Annotated in this window: 11 protein-coding genes and 1 tRNA gene; 11 read left to right on the forward strand and 1 reads right to left on the reverse strand. The window is 57.7% G+C overall.

The window, feature by feature from the left end:
• The first annotated feature begins 139 nt into the window (after positions 1-139).
• The 3 genes from FOM92_RS11885 (at position 140) to FOM92_RS11895 (ending at position 6,858) form a co-directional block, all read left to right on the forward strand.
• The gene (locus FOM92_RS11885; RefSeq protein WP_143777077.1) at positions 140-3,628 is read left to right on the forward strand and encodes a cadherin domain-containing protein; all 3,489 of its coding nucleotides are present in this window, start codon (positions 140-142) and stop codon (positions 3,626-3,628) included.
• Positions 3,629-3,745: 117 nt separating this feature from the next.
• The gene (locus FOM92_RS11890; RefSeq protein WP_143777078.1) at positions 3,746-5,494 is read left to right on the forward strand and encodes a type I secretion system permease/ATPase; all 1,749 of its coding nucleotides are present in this window, start codon (positions 3,746-3,748) and stop codon (positions 5,492-5,494) included.
• Complete coding sequence (locus FOM92_RS11895) at positions 5,491-6,858, forward strand: HlyD family type I secretion periplasmic adaptor subunit (protein ID WP_143777079.1); 1,368 nt, start codon at positions 5,491-5,493, stop codon at positions 6,856-6,858. The genes FOM92_RS11890 and FOM92_RS11895 overlap by 4 nt, the downstream gene beginning before the upstream one ends.
• A gap of 184 nt (positions 6,859-7,042) precedes the next feature.
• Here the strand turns inward: FOM92_RS11895 and FOM92_RS11900 are convergent.
• Positions 7,043-7,116 (reverse strand) — tRNA-Cys (locus FOM92_RS11900).
• Between the two features lie 272 nt (positions 7,117-7,388).
• On the opposite strand from FOM92_RS11900, the gene FOM92_RS11905 reads away from it, so the two are divergent.
• The 8 genes from FOM92_RS11905 to FOM92_RS11940 all read left to right on the forward strand — a co-directional run bounded on the left by FOM92_RS11905 (position 7,389) and on the right by FOM92_RS11940 (position 18,923).
• Complete coding sequence (locus tag FOM92_RS11905) at positions 7,389-7,973, forward strand: protein-L-isoaspartate O-methyltransferase family protein (protein WP_143777080.1); 585 nt, start codon at positions 7,389-7,391, stop codon at positions 7,971-7,973.
• A complete protein-coding gene (locus FOM92_RS11910; protein WP_143777081.1) occupies positions 7,970-9,433 on the forward strand; it encodes a TolC family outer membrane protein in 1,464 nt (487 codons plus the stop codon). Before FOM92_RS11905 ends, FOM92_RS11910 begins: the two co-directional genes overlap by 4 nt.
• 28 nt (positions 9,434-9,461) lie before the next feature.
• The gene (locus FOM92_RS11915; protein WP_143777082.1) at positions 9,462-9,890 is read left to right on the forward strand and encodes a DUF2497 domain-containing protein; all 429 of its coding nucleotides are present in this window, start codon (positions 9,462-9,464) and stop codon (positions 9,888-9,890) included.
• The gene (locus FOM92_RS11920; protein WP_143777083.1) at positions 9,890-11,227 is read left to right on the forward strand and encodes a metal-dependent hydrolase family protein; all 1,338 of its coding nucleotides are present in this window, start codon (positions 9,890-9,892) and stop codon (positions 11,225-11,227) included. The genes FOM92_RS11915 and FOM92_RS11920 overlap by 1 nt, the downstream gene beginning before the upstream one ends.
• 352 nt (positions 11,228-11,579) lie before the next feature.
• Positions 11,580-13,631: an alpha/beta hydrolase family protein gene (locus FOM92_RS11925; protein ID WP_143777084.1), complete on the forward strand. Its 2,052-nt coding sequence runs from the start codon at positions 11,580-11,582 to the stop codon at positions 13,629-13,631.
• Between the two features lie 189 nt (positions 13,632-13,820).
• Positions 13,821-16,616 carry a valine--tRNA ligase gene (locus FOM92_RS11930; RefSeq protein WP_143777085.1) on the forward strand — a complete coding sequence of 932 codons (2,796 nt, stop codon included), beginning with the start codon at positions 13,821-13,823 and terminating at the stop codon, positions 16,614-16,616.
• Positions 16,613-17,455: a DUF2262 domain-containing protein gene (locus FOM92_RS11935; protein WP_143777086.1), complete on the forward strand. Its 843-nt coding sequence runs from the start codon at positions 16,613-16,615 to the stop codon at positions 17,453-17,455. The genes FOM92_RS11930 and FOM92_RS11935 overlap by 4 nt, the downstream gene beginning before the upstream one ends.
• A 58-nt stretch (positions 17,456-17,513) precedes the next feature.
• Positions 17,514-18,923 (forward strand): MATE family efflux transporter, encoded by a 1,410-nt coding sequence (locus tag FOM92_RS11940; protein ID WP_143777087.1) that lies wholly within the window; start codon positions 17,514-17,516, stop codon positions 18,921-18,923.
• Position 18,924: the final 1 nt, after the last annotated feature.

An 18,924-nucleotide genomic window follows, 5' to 3' on the forward strand; every position in this document is an offset into this window, starting at 1 on the left:
TTCTACACCAAAAGGGGTAGAATTTGGCGCTAAATACCCAATTCACTGTCCGAATACTCAAGTGTTTAGTCTCTGACGTGCCTTATTCTTGGTACGCCAAGGCTATCAGTTGCTGCGGCGCCTTGCTGGAGACAATATCATGCCTGTTTTTTATAATGTCCTCGGAAGCCAAAACATTGCGGGGTCACTCCAGCAAGATCAGTTTTACGCATTCACATCCGATACAAATCTTAACAACGTGCGCGCCGATGCAACGTTGCCAGTGCTTTCCTGGACCACCGGCATTCGCACGTCAGCGACCGACTTCCTCACATTGACACGCGCAAATGTGCAGATTTCGAGCGATTTTTATTCCGGCAGTGAGAAAGTTGACACAATATTTGGCTCCAATCTCAACGACGCCATTTTATACAATAATGGTGTGATTAGCGGGATATTCGGCAGCTTTTCATCAATCGAACAAATCGAACTTGGTGCGGGCGACGACATAGTCGACCTGACCGCTCATGGTGCTGGCGGATTGGACTATGGCAAGAATATCACCATCCGCGCTGGCGCAGGCGATGACATCATAATCGGGGGCGCAGGACTCGACACATTATATGGCGATGACGGAAACGATCTCATTTTCGGCTATCGCGGCGCAGATACATTGTATGGCGGCACGGGCGATGATCGCCTGTACGGTGACGATCTCGGCTTCAACGGTATCGCCGGAGCTGACTTTTTGTTCGGAGAAGCCGGTGATGATTTTCTGGACGGCGGGGCAAGAGGCGATTTTCTAAACGGCGGAGAAGGTAACGATATACTGATCGGCGGTGCCGGAGATGACTCCGTTTTTGGCGATATCGGCGTCGATACAGCTGTTTTTTCGGGGAACCGAAATGACTATTCTATTGTATGGGACGGATTTAATACACATCGCATTACTGATTTGAGGCCGGGCTCTCCCGATGGCACGGACGTCCTGACGGGCGTCGAGTTCTTCAAATTTGCTGACACGACGGTCGCAGCGAGCGTACGTAATACCGCACCAGTTATAACGTCCAATGGCGGAGACGTTTTTGCATCCATTGCATTGGAAGAAAATAACAACATTGTTACAACCGTCACGTCTACAGATGTAGACAGTAATCAAACGGTATCATTTTCGATTTCCGGAGGAGCGGATGCTGCCTTGTTTACCATCGATCCGGTGACAGGCGTACTTTCGTTCATTAACGCCCCCGATTTTGAAAATCCCGTAGATGCCGGACAAAACAATATTTATGATATTCGAGTTCGCGCAACCGATAGTTTAGGCGCTTTTGACGAGCAGTTTGTTACAATCGCCGTAACCAATATCGCAGATGGCTCACCTCCTCGTATCGTTTCAAATGGTGGCCAAGCAACTACCAGCGTTTCCCGAAGTGAAAACTCTCCCGGCATAGCTTTGGTCGAGGCAGTTGACCCAGATGGGACTACACCTACTTACTCAATTGTCGGCGGTGCTGATGCAGCTCTTTTTAGCATAGATCCACAAACTGGAATATTGCAGTTTATCAATGCGCCCGATTTCGAAAATCCATTAGATGTCGGCGCGGACAACAATTACGAAGTCATCATTCAGGCGAGCGATGGTGTTTATGCGGACCAGCAACAATTTTTAATTTCGGTCTTAAACATCAACGATAACAACCCAACAATCACTTCAAGCGGTGGCGGCGCGACTGCTGCGGTTAGCGCAGCGGAAAACCAGCGCGCCGTGTTGGCCGTGGTGGCCCAAGATGTCGACAGTGCTACAATTACTTACACGATCGTCGGTGGCGCAGACGCCGCCCTCTTCACCATCAACGCCCAAACAGGGGCGCTGGAATTCATCACCGCACCCGATTTCGAATTACCGACGGATGCCGATTCCAATGGTATTTACGACGTCGTAGTTCGGGCGTCGGATGGTACTTTTTTTGACGAACAGGCAATTTCCGTCAAGGTAACTGATTTGGCTGAAAATCCGCCAACTATCAGGTCTAATGGTGGCGGTGCGACAGCAGCTATTAACATCCTCGAGAACAGCAGTTTCGTGACGGCCGTAAATGCAATTGATCCGGACGGCACAATACCAACTTACTCTATCGTTGGCGGTGCTGACGCGGCTTTGTTTCTTATTAACCCCCAAACAGGTGTCTTAAACTTCATTAAGAGTCCAGACTTCGAATTGCCACTGGATGCAGATGCTGATGGAATTTATGAGGTAATAGTAAGAGCTTCGGACGGCATTCAGTTCGATGACCAAGCGCTTTCTGTGACCGTTCGGGATGTAAACGAAATTGGCGTAGTGGTCACTGGAACGTCTAACAACAATACTATTTCTCCAACGTCACAATACATGACAACTGCTTTTGACGACACCATATATGCTTTGGCAGGCAACGATATTATTGATGGAGGAGCCGGAGCCGATCGGATGGAAGGGGGCACTGGGAACGACACATATTACGTCGATCAGTTTTCCGATGACGGTATCGCGGGTAATGATGATCAAGTCATCGAACTTACCGGTGAAGGTACAGATATAGTCAATTCTAAAGTTAGCTATATTCTAAGTGCGAATGTCGAAAACCTGACCTTAATAGGTCCGGGGCCCATTAACGGCACCGGCAATGATCTAAACAATGTAATACGTGGTACAGATTCCGTAAACATACTTGTAGGTGGCGCCGGGAATGACAGCCTCCAAGGCTTTGGCGGCAGCGACTCCCTTTTTGGAGGTATTGGTAATGATAGCTTAGACGGCGGTTTGGGTGCTGATATTCTTGAGGGAGGTGACGGTAACGACACCTACTATATCGATGCTTTCTCGATAGATGGGATTAGTAACAATGACGATATCGTTGTGGAATTTGCAGGGGCGGGTATCGATACTGTCGTTTCTTCCCTCACATATGTTCTGCCCGATAACGTGGAAAATCTCACTGTACTTCGAGGAAACGGTACGGGGAATGAACTTGCAAACGTAATAAAGGGCGGCACTGACGATAGCTTCATCTATGGGTTAGGCGGAAATGACACCATAAACGGGAATGAGGGTGAAGATCGTCTATACGGCGGAGACGGAAACGACGTTATTAGTGGCGGATCGGAAATCGACAATCTATTTGGCGAAGCCGGAAATGACACTCTATTGGGCGGTGCTGACAGTGATTATCTGTACGGCGATATTGGAGACGATATCCTCAGCGGACAATCTGGTAGCGACGTCATTGTGGGTGGTTTAGGTCGAGATACACTAACGGGGGGTCTGGACATAGACTATTTCAAATTTGGGATGGCAGACTCATCAGTTTCCGCTTCGACAATCGACGTTATAACGGACTTTACAACCGGTGTTGATAGAATTGAGTTGGAATTCTTGAACCGTAATGGAGTGGGTGGTTATTCCGAAGCGGCAATAACAACCAACAGCTTCACCGATGCACTGGCAAGTGCGCAGGCGATGGTTTCGGGCGGCAAGTGGGTAGCTTTTGTCGCAGGCTCAATCGACGGCTGGCTATTTTGGGATCAGAACGGCGACGGCGTGATTGACCAGTCGATCCTGCTGAAGGGCGTGGGATCGCTGGGCGGGTTTGATTCTACCGACATCATGTAATCCGACACCGGTCGTCCCCTGCATATGGCGGGAGGCGACCGGTCGTTGCCGCTTACAGCATATTAAGGTATCCTCGGTAGAGAGATGCTTTGTGGCATTGGCCAAATTGAGGGGCATATGATTTCTGTCTTAACCGGAGGTAACGCGGCCAAGCCCCTCGCGCATGCGTTGCAGCAATGCCGTCAGCATCTGTTGCAGGCCGCGATCTTCAGCGCGCTGCTCAATCTCCTTTACCTCGCGCCTGCGCTTTACATGATGCAGGTCTATGACCGGGTCGTACCCACACGCGGGGTGCAGACGCTGGTCGTTCTGACTGTCATCTACATATTTGCGGTTATCACGCTTGCCGCGCTCGACTGGCTGCGGTCGCGGCTGCTGGTGCGTGCCGCGGCGCGTCTGGACCGTCTGCTGGTATCCGATGTTCTGAAGGCACTGCTGGCGATGCCGGACGCGGCACGGGGCAAATCCGGTTCTGTCCTGCGTGAATTTGACACCTTCCGCCAGACGATGACCGGCCCCAGCGTTGTGGCATTGTTCGATGCCCCCTGGGCGCCCATCTATATTCTGGTCTGCTTTCTGCTGCATCCGTTGATCGGATTGTTTGCTCTGGTCTGTGCAGCAACGCTGTTTCTGGTCGGCTATCTTAATGAGCGGGCGATGAAGGATTCGCTGTCCCGCGCCATGACGGACCAGCAAACCGCTTACCGTGCGATCGAAGGCACATTGCGGTCGAGCGGTATCGTGCGCGCGCTGGGCATGTCTGAAGGCCTGATCGCACGCCATTTAGAAGAACGCCGCGCCGCAACCGGATCACAGGCGCAGACCGCCTTCATCAGCGCAAAATATGTCAGCATCACCAAAGCGGCGCGTATCGCGATGCAATCATTCGCTTTGGGCCTGGGGGCATTGCTGGCCATTGACCAGCAGATTTCGGCGGGCGCAATCTTTGCCTCGGCGCTGCTGCTGTCGCGGGCGCTTGCGCCATTGGAAAGCATCACGGCTGCATGGCGCAACACGGTACAGGCACGCGTCGCGCTGGACGGCCTCAACACCGTTTTCAACGCGCAGCAGGACGCCGTCACACCTACCCGCCTGCCAGAGCCGACAGGCAAGATCGACGTCGAGCACGTCACGGTCAACGCACCCGACCAGAAGACAGCGATCCTGCACGACATCAACCTCGCCGTAGGTGCCGGAGAGTTTATCGGCATTGTCGGGCCAAGCGGTGCGGGCAAATCGACGCTTTTGCGGGCGATGGCAGGCGAACTGCCGGTGCATGAGGGCGCCATACGCCTGGACGGGGCGAGCCTTGGCGACTGGCCCGATGACCAGCGCGCCGCCTCCTGCGGCTATGTGCCCCAGGAGGCATCGCTGATGGCCGGTACAATCAAGGACAATATCGCCCGGTTCCAGACAGAGATTGCACCGGATATGCGCGGGCTGGACGAAGAGGTCGTCCGCGTGGCCAAGCTGTGTGGTGCGCATGATTTCATACTCCGCCTGCCGCAGGCCTATGACACCATGCTGGGACCCGACGGGATCGGCCTGTCGGTTGGGCAGGCGCAACGCATTGCCCTTGCCCGCGCGCTCTTCGGCAGTCCTGCGGTGCTCTTGCTCGATGAACCCAACGCGCATCTGGATGCCGAAGGGGAAAGCCATCTGATCGCGACACTCGCCGATCTCAAGCGGCAGAAGGTCACGATCATCATCGTCGCCCATCGTCTGCGGGTTTTGGAAAGCAGCGACAAGCTTCTGGTCCTCAGGGCTGGCCGCGTTGAACAATATGGTAAAAGCGATCGCGTGATCCGCCGCCTCTCCGAAGGTGCGGCTAAAGCGAGTTCGCCCGCAGGACCATTGTCGACATGAACATGATGTCGCCCCTCGACGGCCAGAAGCGGGCCGCAACGCCCGTTCACGACGAAAGCATGGACGACGCGGGCAGCCGCGAGATCCGCTATGGCTGGATGGTGATTATCGCCTTTTTCGGTCTGTTCCTCGGCTGGGCGCTGTTCGTCCGGATGGATGCGGCGGCCTATGCCACCGGTACCATTGCCGTTTCGGGCAACCGGCAGGTTGTCCAGCACCGCGAAGGCGGGACCGTGGCCAAGATCGACGTCAAGGAAGGACAGCGCGTCACAAAGGGGCAGGTGCTGATCATGCTGGCCGGTGAAGATGTGATTGCCACGGAGCGCTCGCTTTCATCACAAGTCATTGGCCTGCGCGCCGAACGCGCGCGCCTGATTGCCGAGAAAAGCGGCCGCACCACCATCGACCCACCCATAGAATTTGCCTCTTTGGAAGGCGCAGATCAGGCAGAGGCCGCCCGCGCGATGGCGTTGCAACGCAGCACATTGCTCGCCCGACGGGAAACCACAGGCGGACAGAAGTCGGTCCTTGGCCAGCAATCTGCCCAGTCTTCTGCACGCATCAAGGGGATTGAAGACCAGATTGCGTCGAACCAGCGGCAAACCGAGCTTTTCCGGGAAGAGCTGGAGAGTCTGCGGTCGCTGGCGGGACGCGGATTTGTCAGCATCAACCGGATACGCGCGCTCGAACGCGCCGAAGCTGCGCTTGTCGGCGAAACGGCGAATTTGCGGGCAAGTATCGCGGCTACACGGGAACAGATTGGCGAAGCGCGGATGCAGATGCTGACGCTCGATTCCCAGAATGAAAAGGATGTGTCGGAAAGCCTTCGCGCCATCGAATTCAACCTGAACGAGATTCTGCCCAAGCTGAATGCCGCCAAGGAACAACTTGCACGCATGACAATCCGGGCACCGGCATCAGGGCAGGTGGTGGGATTGAAAGTCTTCACCGTGGGCGGTGTGATCCCGCCGGGCGAAACCCTCATGGAAATCGTGCCGGAGCGGGTCAAACTGGTTGTCCAGACGCAGATTGCGCCGACCGATGCCGATGACGTCCATATCGGGCAAAAGGCGGAGATACGCATTTCGGCATTGCACAACCGGCAACTTCCCATCCTGACCGGAAAAGTCACCCGCCTGTCCGCAGACAGCTTCCTCGACGAACGGACGGGGCAACGCTTTTTCACGGCAGAGGTAAATGCCGATCCCGACGTGCTGAAGAAATTCAGCGAACAGGTCGGCGGCGGACGGATAAAAGCAGGCTTACCGGTCGAAGTCATCCTGCCGACGCGTAAACGCACATTGTTCCAATATCTGATGGAACCGCTCGACCAGAACCTGTGGAGCACTTTCCGCGAGCAGTGATATAATACGCCAAGAATTTGATCCACGCCTGCAACCATCACGGCATCGAATGCGCGCATGACTTTTCAAGGAAATCCAGCCTTCAATCGCAGAAGAGATTCGGCAGCAGATAAAGCTGATAATCGTCGCTGAAACGGGCGAATTTCCGGCCGTGACGGATTGTTGCAAGGCTGGGAAACATGCTTGGAGGCCCGAGCCGGAATCGAACCGGCGTGCAAGGATTTGCAGTCCTCTGCGTCACCACTCCGCCATCGGGCCCCTGTCAGCATAAAGCTTGATACAGCATCGCTGTATGTGGTGGAGGCGCGCGTCTAGCGGGTTGGGTGGATCAAATCAACCGGCAATCTGGCCTGTTGTGCCCTGATCGCCACAAGTGGCGGGAAAAAATGCGTTTTGCGGGTTCAGGTTGCGTGTTTGTCTGAATCCGGCTTGGCGATTTGTCCTATGCTGGCTAGAACCAGAATCAAAGACTGTATTGTGTTTGCAATACAGTTGTGCCACATGGCCCGGAAAATGATGGAAATATCCTGATGGAATCTGTGAGTTTTGAAGATATGCGGCGGGCGATGGTAGATTCCCAGCTGCGCACCAACGGTGTGACCGAGGCATGGATCCTTGGCGCGATGGGCAGTCTGCCCCGTGAGGACCATGTTCCCGCATCGCACCGCGCCACATCCTATATGGATCGTGCCATTGCGCTGGAGGACGGATCGGTTCTGAACCCGCCCTTGTCGACGGCCCTGCTGCTGCAGGCGGCCGAGGTGAAGCCAAGCGACAAGACTTTATTGATCGGCACCCCGGGCGGTTATGTGGCCGGGCTGCTTCAGAGCCATGTGGCACAATTGACCTGCGCGGCACCTGCCGACTGGGCAGCGGCGCAAAAGGATGCGCCCTTTGACCTGATCGTCATAGACGGCGCGGTCGAGGAGCTTTCCGATGCCTTTCTGGCCCTTGCCCGCGATGGTGCGCGTATCGTCAGCGGCGTTTCCGAAGGGCCCGTCACGCGCCTTGCAACCGGAGTGGTTCTGGCCGGGAAAGTTGCCCTCAAATCCTTTATCGACAGCGAAATTGCGCCCCTTGCCGCATTCGCACGCAAGCCGGAATTCGTATTTTGAGTCCGCGCCGTCTTCTTGTCGCGACCTTGCTCGGGTCCACCCTGTTCAGCGCCTCTGCCTCCGCAGACACGCTGCGCGATGCGCTGGTTTCAGCCTATGAAACCAACCCCAGCCTGACGGCGGCCCGTGAAGGACAAAAGGCAACCAATGAAGGCGTGCCGCTCGCCAAGGCCAATGGCCGTCCCGATGTCACTGTCCAGCCGACCTATTTTGAAAATATCATGCAGGATGGCGGATCGTCGGTGACACAGGCCCGCGGTATCAACGTCAACGGCACGGTATCGGCCCCGCTTTACGCAGGCGGCGGGATCCGCAACGCGATCCGCGCTGCCGAAAACCGGGTGGAAGCCGGATTTGCAAATCTGCGCGGAACCGAAAGCGCGATTTTCTCCGCCGTTGTGGGTGCCTATATGGATGTCATCCGCGATGAATCGATTGTCGAACTGAACCGTGCACAGGTCGGTGTATTGTCGGTCAATCTGGAAGCAACGCGCGACCGGTTTGAAATTGGTGATCTGACCCGCACCGACGTTGCCCAGTCCGAAGCCCGCCTTGCTCTTGCGACCAGCAGCCTTGAATCGGCGCGTGCGAACCTGATCCGGTCGAAAGAAATCTATATCCAGCTGGTCGGCCGCGAACCCGGGCGGCTGGAAGCCCCGCCGCCCCTGCCGAATTTGCCGGGAACGCCCGACAATGCGGTGATTGTGGCGCTGGAAAACAATCCGGACCTGATTGCGGCCCGCGAAGGTCGTGAAGCGGCGAGTTTTGACCGCCGCGCCGCCAATGCATCGCGTTTGCCGACGATCAGCGTATTTACCTCGCCATCCTACAGTAACGCGCTGAATTCGGTTTCGTCGAACATTCCGGGTTTTCAGGCGGACAACAGCTCGTTCACGGCGCAGGCCGGCGTCCGCGCGACGATACCCTTGTTCCAGGGTGGACAACCCGCCGCACAAATCCGGCAGGCACAAGCCCGGCTTGGACAGGCGCAGGAACTGGAAATCGCGGCCGAACGTGAGGTTATTGCCCAGACCCGTGCCGCCTATGCAAGCTGGAAAGCGGCACAGGACGTGATCACTGCGTCCGAGCGTGCCGTTGCCGCGAATGAATTGTCACTGGAAGGCACCCGGGCGGAAAACAGCGTCGGTAACCGCACGATTCTCGACATTTTGAATGCCGAGCAGGAATTGCTGAACAGCAAGGTGCAATTGGTAACCGCACGCCGCAATGCCTATGTTGCCGGCTTCACATTGCTCGCCGCAATGGGCCGTGCCGAGGCCCGCGATCTGGGTCTGGAAGGCGGCGTATTGTACGATCCGGTGGCGGAATATGAAAAGGTCGACAATGCGTGGAACGACTGGGCATCGCAGCCCGATCCGACGACCAAATCGACACGCACCGTTGACACGCCAGCGCAAAAAGCAGAAATAGAGCCGATTCCGAGCCAGTTGCGGAAGTAAAATTAACCAAGCTGTGGGGAGCTGAAACATGGCAGAAGGCCGGAACGAACCATCTATGGACGAAATTCTCTCCTCGATTAAGCGAATCATTGCGGACGACGACCGTAGCCGTCCGGCCACCAAGCGCGCACCCAAGGCAGCCGAACCTGCCGAAGAGGATGACGAGATTCTCGAGCTGACCGAAACCGCGGCGGCCGAGACCGAAATGGACGAAGTTGAGGAAGTACTTCTGGACGACAACAAGGCCCGCAGCCTGCGGCACAGCTTTTCGGCGCTGCAGACACTTTCCGAACCCGGCGTTGCGCCGCAGATCGTCCGTTCGGGCGAAACCTCGCTTGAGGGGCTGACGCGCGACCTGCTGCGGCCCATGCTGAAGGACTGGCTCGACACCAACCTGCCCCCGATCGTCGAAGCGATGGTCGAGCGCGAGATCAACCGTATTACCAAAAAGGGCTGATGCGCGGCGCACGGCTTCTGGCGCTTTGCCTGGCGCTTAGCCCGGCGCCGGTCCTTGCCGAACAGCTTTATATCGAGGCCGGCCGACTGGTCGATGTGACCACCGGAACCGTCCGTACAGGCCAGTGCATCCATATTGTGCGGCACTGGATCGAATCCGTCGCCCCGTGCGGAGAGACGCCCAAGGATGCACGCCGGATCGACTGGTCCAACCTGACGGTCCTGCCCGGCCTGATGGACCTGCACACGCATCTCGCCGATGCGGGTCAGAATTCGGATATCGCCCTGCCGCTTAATACCTCGCCATCGGAAACCGCGCTGATCGGTGCGCACAACGCACGGCTAACGCTGGAGGCTGGATTTACGACGGTGCGCGATGTCGGGACCTATCGCGGGCTAACCGATGTTGTGTTGCGCAACGCGATCAATAAGGGACTTGTGCCGGGGCCGCGCATGTTTGTGGCCGGGGCCTATATCACCATCCCCAAGGGCGGGGGCGAACTGAACGGCGTTATTCCCAATGAACAGCTTCCCGAAGATATGCGGCTGGGCGTTGCCAGCACACCGGAAGAGGCGAAAGCGAAGACCGAGTTTCTGATCGCGAACGGTGCGGACTTTATCAAGACCATCGCCACCGGCGCGGTGCTGGCGATCGGCACGGAACCCGGCGAGCCTGAAATGACCGAGGCGCAGTTGCGTGCGGTGGTCGAGGCGGGCAAGGGCAAGGGGCCGGCGCGGCCGATGCGCAATGCCCCGCGCGACGCGCTGATTGTGCCGGTGCAGCCGACCGACATCTTCGTCACCGCCCACGCGCATGGCGCCCTCGGCATCAAGAGCGCAATCCGCGCGGGCGTGCGGTCGATCGAACATGCCAGCCTGATCGATGACGAGGCGCTGGCCATGGCGAAGAAGGCCGGGACCTGGCTGGTCATGGACATCTATAACGGCGATTATATCAACGATATCGGCACCAAAGAGGGCTGGCCCGAGGAATATCTCCGCAAAAATCGCGAAACCACGGATATCCAGCGCGAAGGTTTTGCCAAGGCGGTGAAGATGGGCGTCAAGATCGCCTATGGCACCGACAGCGGCGTCTATCCCCATGGCCTGAACGCCCGCCAGTTCGCCTATATGGTCCGCTATGGCATGACGCCGATGCAGGCGATCCAGTCGGCCACTATCCGGGCGGCCGAACTGCTCGACAAGGATGATCATCTGGGCAGCATTGCCCCCGGCTACACCGCCGATCTGGTCGCGGTAAAGGGGGACCCGCTGACCGACATCCGCGTGCTCGAAAATGTCGCCCATGTCGTCAAGGACGGCGTGCTGGTCAAATAGCAGCACATAAACAAAAGGGCGGGGAAAGCCCCGCCCGTCTGTCTTTTCAGATCTGTTTTCCGGTTACACCATGGTGACCGAGAAAAGCAGGCTGCTCAGCGCAACGGCGCCGATAAAGCTAGCCAGTTTCTGCATGTTTCATTCCTTCTCATGTGCCGCGCAGCCACCAAAGTGGCCGGGTCGTCCGTTCGAAGGCATCCTTTATGTTTTTGTTATGCCGCCCAAATAGGATGTAAAAGTTAAAACTCAATTGCGTTAGTAGACATAAGAGTTGCAATTATGTAAACATAGCATCGCTATGGGCGAGGTAATTTTCTTGCGCGCGTCCATCGGGTTGACTAGCTTGTCGGCCATGAAAAAGCCCCTTTTGATCGCCGCCCTGATCGGCACCACCGTCCTGTCCGCACCCGCCTTTGCCCGTCCCATGACGGAGACGGACCTTGCCACGATGAAGCGCCTTTCGGGGGTGACCGCCTCGCCCGACGGCACGATGGTCGCCTACCAAGTGCGCGAGACGGATCTGGCGGCGAACAAGGGCCGGACCGACCTCTATCTGCTCAGGCTCGGCACGCCCAAGGCGCAGCCTGTCCTGTTCGCATCCAAGCCCGACAAGAATGAGCATGACCCCGCCTTTGCCCCCGACGGCAAGAGCATTTTCTATATCAGCAATGAAAGCGGGTCGGACCAGATCTGGCGCTACGACCTGGCCAGCGGCACCGCCACCCAGGCGAGCAATTTCAAAGCGGATGTCAGCGGTTTCAAGATTTCGCCCGATGGCAAGAAATTCGCGGTCTGGGGCGATATCGCGCGGGACTGCATGGAATTTGGCTGCGAAAAGGATGGTGACAGGTCGAAACCGGGCCCCGGCACCGGCCGCGAATATGACCAGCTGATGGTCCGCCACTGGGACGCATGGGAAACCCCCGGCAATTACAGCCGCATCTTCACCGTGGTGCTGGGTGCCGATAACAAGTTGGGCACATTGGGTGAGGCCATGGACGGCGATCTGGTCGGCGACGCCCCGTCCAAACCCTTCGGCGGCGCAGAAGAGGTGAGCTGGGCCGCCGACAGCAGCGGCATCGCCTTTGCCCTGCGCGAGGCCGACGCCAATGAAGCCAAATCCACCAATCTCGATATTTACGGCGCATCGCTGAAATCAAAGGAAGTGGTCAACCTGACCGCGGACAATGCCGGAACCGATACCACCCCTGCCGCATCGCCGGATGGCAAATGGCTGGCATGGACGTCGATGGCCCGCGCCACCTATGAAGCCGACCGGCTGGTCATCAAGTTGATGGACCTGAAAAGCGGCAAGGTCACCGCGCTGACCGACGCCTGGGACCGTTCCGTTGGCTCGCTGGCCTGGGCGCCCGACAGCAAGAGCCTGCTGGTCACCGCGCAGGATACGCTGGAAACTCCGCTTTTCCGCGTCGACCTGAAGGGCAAGGTGACCCGCCTGACCGAACGCGGCAATATCGCGGAGGTCGTGCCGCTGAAAAATGGCGGCGTGGTCTATGCGATCAACAGCATTTCCGGGCCGTCTGACCTTGTCCTGATGGACGCCAAGGGCAAGACGACACGGCTGACCAACGTCAATGCCGAGGTCTTTTCCACGCTCGACCCGGTCAATTATCAGAAATTTGATTTTGCCGGGGCCAATGGCGAACAGGTGTTCGGCCAGATCGTCAAACCGCAAAATGCGACCGGAAAGCTGCCCGTCCTGCTTCTGGTGCATGGCGGCCCGCAAAGCTCGTTCAACAATAGCTGGTCCTATCGCTGGAACCCTGCCGTCATGGCGTCGCAGGGCTATGCCGTGGTCACCATCGATTTCCACGGCTCCACCGGATATGGCCAGAAATTCACCGACAGCATCAACAAGAACTGGGGCGGCTGGCCGCTGGAAGATTTGCAGAAGGGCATGGCCGCGGTCGGCAAGATCGACAGCCAGCTTGATACCGCCAATGCCTGCGCGCTTGGCGGGTCCTATGGCGGCTATATGATGAACTGGATCGCCGGCAACTGGCCCGACCGGTTCAAATGCCTTGTCACCCATGCCGGCATTTTCGACCTGCGCGCCATGGCCTATGAGACCGAGGAATTATGGTTCGACCAGTGGGATAATGGCGGACCGTGGACCACGCGCACCGATGCCGAAAAATGGAATCCGGTGAACCATGTCGCGAAATGGAAAACCCCCACGCTGGTAATCCATGGCGAAAAGGATTACCGCATCCCCTATTCGCAAAGCCTCGCCGCCTTCACCGCGTTGCAGCAGCAGGGCGTGGAATCCAAACTGCTTGTCTTCCCGGACGAGAACCACTGGATATTGAAACCCAAAAATTCGATCCAGTGGCACCAGACTGTTTTCAAATGGGTCGATAAGCACCTGAAACCTGCCAAGTAAGGCGCGCGCAGCAGGCATCATCATCTCACACGAAGACACGAAGGCACGAAGAAGAACGACAAGCTTTCCTTCTTAACCTTTGTGCCTATGTGCCTTTGTGCGAGACCCGGATAAAGCGTCGCGCTTGCCTTTGCTGCTTTACATCTGAAAACCTTGCCCAAATGCGCGCGCGCTGGCAAAGGCAGCGGCATGACTATCGACAAGACGTTTGACCCCGCCGCGATTGAGGCGAAATGGTATGCCCATTGGGAATCGACCGGCGCGTTCCGCCCGGAACGCCCGGATGCCGAGCCCTATACGATCGTCAACCCGCCACCTAATGTGACGGGCAGCCTGCATATCGGCCATGCGCTCGACAACACCTTGCAGGATATCTTGATCCGCCATGCCCGTCTGCAGGGCAAGGATGCCTTGTGGGTCGTGGGCACCGACCATGCCGGCATCGCCACCCAGATGGTGGTTGAACGCCAGATGGCGCAAAAGCAGCAGAAACGCACCGACTTCACCCGCGACGAATTTGTGGCCAAGGTCTGGGAATGGAAAGAGGAAAGCGGCGGCGAAATCACCCGCCAGCTCCGCCGCCTCGGCTGTTCCATGGATTGGGAAAATGAACGCTTCACCATGGACGAAGGGTTCAGCAAGGCCGTCATCAAGGTATTTGTCGACCTGTATAACCAGGGCTTGCTCTACCGCGACAAGCGGCTGGTCAACTGGGACCCGCATTTCAAGACGGCAATTTCAGATCTTGAGGTCGAAACGCGTGAAGTAAGCGGTCATATGTGGCACTTCAAATATCCGCTCGCCGGAGGGGAAACCTATACCTATGTCGAGCGTGATGCTGATGGTAATATCACGGTTCAAGAAGAACGCGACTACATCGCAATTGCCACAACTCGGCCGGAAACGATGCTTGGTGACGGCGCTGTGGCGGTTCATCCCGATGACGAACGGTACAAACCCATCATAGGCAAACTTTGCGAAATTCCCGTTGGCCCCAAAGAACATCGTCGGCTGATCCCAATAATCACCGACGAATATCCCGACCCGGATTTTGGTTCAGGCGCCGTGAAGATTACGGGCGCCCACGACCAAAATGATTATGGCGTAGCCCAACGCAACGGCATCCCGATGTATCGGCTAATGGACGAAGTTGCCGCGATGCGTAGCGACGGCGCGCCTTATGCCGAGGCTGCTGCGCAAGCAAAATCAATTGCCGCCCGAAAGCAGTGGACCGCCGCCGAAATCGATGCACTCAATTTGGTCCCTGATGCTTATCGCGGACTTGACCGCTACGAAGCGCGAAAAAGGGTGGTGGCAGATATTGACGCTGACGGCTTAATGATTGCAGTCGAAAGCAAGGTTATACAGCAGCCTTTTGGTGATCGGTCCGCGGTGGTCATTGAACCGATGCTGACAGACCAATGGTATGTTGATGCTAAAACACTCGCGGCTCCAGCCATCGAGGCGGTGCGCAGCGGGGCCATCGATATCGTCCCCAAATCATGGGAAAAAACCTATTTCAACTGGATGGAAAATATCCAGCCATGGTGCGTCTCGCGCCAGCTCTGGTGGGGTCACCAGATACCGGCATGGTTTGACAGCGACGGCAAATGCTATGTCGCCGAAACGGAAGCAGAAGCGCAAGGCTTGGCAGGTGAAGGCGTCGCCCTGACCCGCGATCCCGACGTGCTCGACACATGGTTCTCCTCCGCACTATGGCCGTTCGGCACGCTGGGCTGGCCGGACCAGACGCGCGAACTCGACCGCCATTATCCCAATGACGTTCTCGTCTCCGGCTTTGACATCCTGTTTTTCTGGGATGCGCGGATGGCGATGCAGGGCATCCATTTCATGAAGGAAGTGCCGTGGAAGACGCTTTATCTCCACGGTCTCGTCCGCGCCGCCGACGGCAGCAAAATGTCGAAGTCGAAAGGCAACACCGTCGATCCGCTGGGTCTGATTGACCAATATGGCGCCGATGCGCTGCGCTTCTTCATGGCGGCGATGGAAAGCCAGGGCCGCGACATCAAAATGGATGAAAGCCGCGTCGCCGGATACCGCAATTTTGCAACCAAGCTGTGGAACGCCGCCCGCTTTGCGCAATCCAACGGCATTGGCGGATCGCACAGCATCAGCGCGCCCAAGGCGGAGCTTGCCGTCAACCGCTGGATTATCGGCGAAGTCGTCGAAACCGTTGAAAAGCTGAACAAGGCCTTTGCCGAATTCCGTTTCGACGGCATGGCCGACGCCATCTACCATTTTGTCTGGGACCAGTTTTGCGACTGGTATCTGGAGCTTATCAAGCCGGCCTTTGTCGACGGCGAAAAGCAGGACATGGACCCGGAATCACAGATGGTCGCAGGTTGGGTGCTCGACCAGATATTGGTGATGCTGCATCCTTTCATGCCCTTTGTGACCGAAGAATTATGGCACGCGCTCGCCGATCCGGCAGCGCCGCGCGCCTATGACCTGATCCACGCCCGATGGCCGGAGCCCAAGGCCGAAGTCGATGCCGATGCCAAGGCAGAGGTCGAATGGCTGATCCGACTGGTCGGCGAGGTCCGGACCGCGAAGAACGAACTGGGCATTGCGCCGGGTGCGAAGATGGATGCCTTTGTCCGTGACGCGTCCCCTGCGACAGAGCAACGCATTGCCCGTCAACAGTCTGCGCTGGCCCGGTTGGCGCGGCTCGATTCGGTGACGCCGGGCGACGCGCCGGAAGGTGGATCGGTCCAGCTTGTGGTGGATGAGGCAACCTTTGTCCTGCCCCTCGCCGGTGTTATCGACCTCGACGCCGAACGCGCCCGCATCAGCAAGGCCATCGAAGCCGCCACCAAAGAAGCGGCGTCGCTTTCGGCGCGCCTGTCGAACGCCGCCTTCGTTGAAAAGGCGAAACCCGAAGCGGTGGAAAAGGCACGGGCCGACCATGCCGAAAAGACGGCCGAAGCAGAACGTCTGACCGCCGCACTGGCACGATTGGGTTGAAGAAACTCGCGGTCCTTTTCGCCGCGCTGGGGACGATTCTGTCCCCGGCCGCCGCTGCAGAAAATGACCGCAGTTCGATTGTCACCGGGGTTGTTTCCCCCTTGGGCCCATCCGCGAGCCAGGCCGGACAGAAGGCACCCTGGATAGGCGCGGTCACGCTGGTGGCATGGCGGTCCGGCGACGGCCCGGTTGAAACTTCGCCCCTGCGGATCGAGCATCCTCTGGGCGACGGTGCCGATAACCAGAAAAGCTGGATGCAATTGTTCCGGCCCCGCGCGGTTGTCCGCTTTCGCATTTCCGGCACGGTCGGGACAAAGGGCCTGTGGCCCTTCGCCGAATTTGCCGAATATCTGGGCACCGCCGACGATGCGGAATTGGTGAAGGCGGCAGACCCTATCCTCAATCCCCCCGATTTTGTGGATGCGGATCTGGGGCGTTTTGTGGCCGACCTGCGCCTACCCGACCTGTTCAACGGGACGGCGACATGGTTGGGTGCGCCTATTGATCTGGTGCTGAGCACGCGGTCGCGCGATGATCTGCCTGACTGCGCCGCGACGGCCAAAGAGATGCTGAAGGACGCAGAGCGCTGGCAGGCCGAGGCGGAAAAGAAGATCATCGAAAATCTGTACGAGCTGTGGGTGGAGGAATGGCGTCCGAATGACGCGCCCATCCTGTCCCGAAAGGCCTTTGCCAAGCGGCTCGGCAAACCTACGATCACCATCTATGAAGGCGGTGAATTCGAAATGGAATTTGGCGACGGCGACATGTTCGGCGGGCACTGGATCATGGTGCCGGGCTCGCTTGAGGAAGGCGTAGAAGACGCCGGACTAGCCGGCTAACGCGCATGCGCACAAATTGCGTCTATCGGGATCGCTCCGGCTTTGCCATGACGGCACCATGACTGCCCCTGCCCATCAACGCGACCTGACCGTCGGCCCGGTTGCCCGTACATTGTTCCTGTTTGCGCTGCCGTCGCTAGGCGTGAACATTTTGCAGTCGCTGAACAATTCGGTGAATTCGATCTGGATCGGCCAGTTTCTGGGCGAAGAGGCGCTGGCCGCATCGGCCAATGCGGGGCTGATCATGTTTCTCATGTTCTCCGCACTGTTCGGATTTTCGATGGCCACCACTATCTTGATCGGCCAGAATATGGGACGGCGCGATGTGGAATCGGTCCGCCGTGTCATGGGCACCGCCACGGGCATATTCTTTGTATCCGGCGCGGTCATTGCGGTTTTCGGATGGATATTCGCGCCGAACCTGCTGCGCCTGATGGCAACGCCGGAGGGGGCCTATCCTTTGGCGCTGGCCTATTTGCGCGTCATGTTCCTGTCGATGCCGACATCCTTTGTCATGATCCTGATCTCCTCCTCTTTACGCGGCGTCGGGGATTCGGTGACGCCCTTCTGGAACACCGTGCTCAATGTCGGGCTCGACATCGTGCTGAACCCGGTTTTCATTCTCGGGCTGGGGCCTATTCCGGCGATGGGCATTGCCGGATCCGCGCTTGCCACGTTGATTGCCAGCATCATCAGCCTCGCGCTGCTGATCCGCAAAGTCTATGCAAAGGATCTGACGATCCGCCTGCGCGGGGCGGAGCTCAAATGGATCCGTCCGGATGCGCGCTTTTTGAAACCCATTGCCCGCATGGGCCTTCCCATGGGCCTGTCGATGATCATCATGTCGGGTTCCGCCGTCGTCATGATCGGCCTCGTCAACCGCGAAGGGGTCGACACCACGGCGGCCTTTGGCGTGATGAACCAGTTGTGGAGCTATGTGCAAATGCCCGCGGTTGCGGTGGGCAGCGCGGTCAGCGCCATGGTGGCGCAGAATATCGGTGCCAATAACTGGGCGCGCGTCGACCGGGCGGTGTGGTCCGGCATCGTCATCAACCTCATCATGTCAGGGATATTGGTGCTGCTGACGACCGTCTTTGCAACGCCTCTGCTCGGCCTGTTCCTGCCCGAGGGCAGTCCGGCCATCGCCATTGCCATCCACATCAACCATGTCATCGGATGGAGCTTTATCCTGATGGGAATATCGGTGGTCGTGACATTCGCGGTACGGGCGAACGGGGCGGTTTTGGCGCCGCTCCTGATCCTGATATTTTCGGCGATCGTGGTGCGGTTCAGCGTCGGTTACGGCCTGCACGACTGTTTCGGGGCGAATGCGATCTGGGGAGCGTTCATTGCCACGTCGATTGTATCTTGCCTGCTGTCCATCAGCTATTATCTCCACGGAAGTTGGCGCAAGGCAAAGGCGATGTCCTTTGCACCGCCAGCCGAAACCGCCCCGGCGGCCGAATAAA

The organism is Sphingorhabdus contaminans (genome assembly GCF_007280415.1).
Classification (GTDB): domain Bacteria; phylum Pseudomonadota; class Alphaproteobacteria; order Sphingomonadales; family Sphingomonadaceae; genus Sphingorhabdus_B; species Sphingorhabdus_B contaminans.

Coding starts and splice junctions, on each gene's coding strand:
- FOM92_RS11940 (WP_143777087.1), top strand. CDS start 17,514: ATGACTGCCCCTGCCCATCAACGCGACCTGACCGTCGGCCCGGTTGCC.
- FOM92_RS11915 (WP_143777082.1), top strand. CDS start 9,462: ATGGCAGAAGGCCGGAACGAACCATCTATGGACGAAATTCTCTCCTCG.
- FOM92_RS11905 (WP_143777080.1), top strand. CDS start 7,389: ATGGAATCTGTGAGTTTTGAAGATATGCGGCGGGCGATGGTAGATTCC.
- FOM92_RS11930 (WP_143777085.1), top strand. CDS start 13,821: ATGACTATCGACAAGACGTTTGACCCCGCCGCGATTGAGGCGAAATGG.
- FOM92_RS11885 (WP_143777077.1), top strand. CDS start 140: ATGCCTGTTTTTTATAATGTCCTCGGAAGCCAAAACATTGCGGGGTCA.
- FOM92_RS11895 (WP_143777079.1), top strand. CDS start 5,491: ATGAACATGATGTCGCCCCTCGACGGCCAGAAGCGGGCCGCAACGCCC.
- FOM92_RS11920 (WP_143777083.1), top strand. CDS start 9,890: ATGCGCGGCGCACGGCTTCTGGCGCTTTGCCTGGCGCTTAGCCCGGCG.
- FOM92_RS11890 (WP_143777078.1), top strand. CDS start 3,746: ATGATTTCTGTCTTAACCGGAGGTAACGCGGCCAAGCCCCTCGCGCAT.
- FOM92_RS11925 (WP_143777084.1), top strand. CDS start 11,580: ATGAAAAAGCCCCTTTTGATCGCCGCCCTGATCGGCACCACCGTCCTG.